This is a genomic window from Aequorivita aquimaris (assembly GCF_001573155.1).
Taxonomy (GTDB): domain Bacteria; phylum Bacteroidota; class Bacteroidia; order Flavobacteriales; family Flavobacteriaceae; genus Aequorivita; species Aequorivita aquimaris.
In genome coordinates this window covers 1-1,077 of record NZ_JRWG01000032.1, presented here as the reverse complement: position 1 = coordinate 1,077, position 1,077 = coordinate 1, and the positions used below count along the sequence as shown (strand labels likewise).

1 protein-coding gene is annotated in these 1,077 nt (G+C 48.4%); it reads left to right on the top strand.

Going from position 1 to position 1,077, the window contains the following annotated elements; all coding sequences use genetic code 11:
* Nucleotides 1–78 precede the first annotated feature (78 nt).
* On the top strand, nt 79–1,077 hold a 999-nt coding region (locus tag LS48_RS14610; protein WP_157881740.1), incomplete at its 3' end, for a transposase.

Genomic DNA, 1,077 nt, shown 5'->3' with positions numbered 1-1,077 from the left:
TGTGCCTGTTGCACAACCACCTCTTCAAATATAGCAAAAGGCTTGTATAAAATTGAGAAGTTTATTAATTTCATGCCTATGCAAGGCAAGAAAAACTATCAGGAAAAACTCTTCACAAGCTTTAAGCTAAGCGACAGGGTTTCAAAAGAAAATTTTTACCGACGGCTAAAAGAAGTTCTAGACCTGGACTTTCTTTACCCGCTCACCAATAAGTTCTATGGACAAAGCGGGCAAAAAAGCATAGACCCCGTGGTCTTTTTCAAGATATGCCTGGTGGGCTATCTGGAAAACATAACCACAGACCGTGGCCTGATGGATCACTGCAGCATGCGCATGGACATCCTTTATTTTCTGGACTATGATATTGACGAGCCTTTACCTTGGCACAGCACCATCAGCCGCACACGGCAACTTTTCCCGGAAGATATTTTTGAAGAAGTCTTTACCCGTGTTCTGAAATTGTGCATAGAGGCCGGTCTGGTAAGCGGCCATACCCAGGCCATCGATTCAGCCCCTGTAAAGGCCAATGCCTCGATGGACAGTCTTGAGATCAAAGTGCCGGCAGATGAACTTGAAGAACACCTTTCCAAGGTGCGCGTACAGAGCAGCAGGGACAGAAAGGCCAAAGAGAACAAAGCGCCTAAGGAACAACAAGAAATAACGGCCAGTAAAAAAGAATTACGGGAGATCAAGAGCCGCAACAAAAGATGGAGCGAAGACCAGGATATGCGCCCGGGAGCCAAGAACAAGGGCAGCCGTTACACCAGCAACAAGACCCATTACAGTCCTACCGATCCCGATTCCAGAATAAGTGTCAAGCCCGGGAAGGCAAGAAAGCTCAACTACCTGTGCAACATAAGCGTAGATACCGGGGGCCACGTGATTACCGATGTGCAGGCTTACCACGCCGACAAGAAAGACAACCAGTATTTGCAGGACACCGTGGCAAGGCTCAACAGGCGGTTGAGAAAGGAGGGAATGATTTGGGAGCACCTCTTGGCAGACACCGGCTACAGCAGTGGGGAGAACTATGCCTATCTGGAAGCCAGGGGCATTAAAAGCTACATTCCGCCCCAC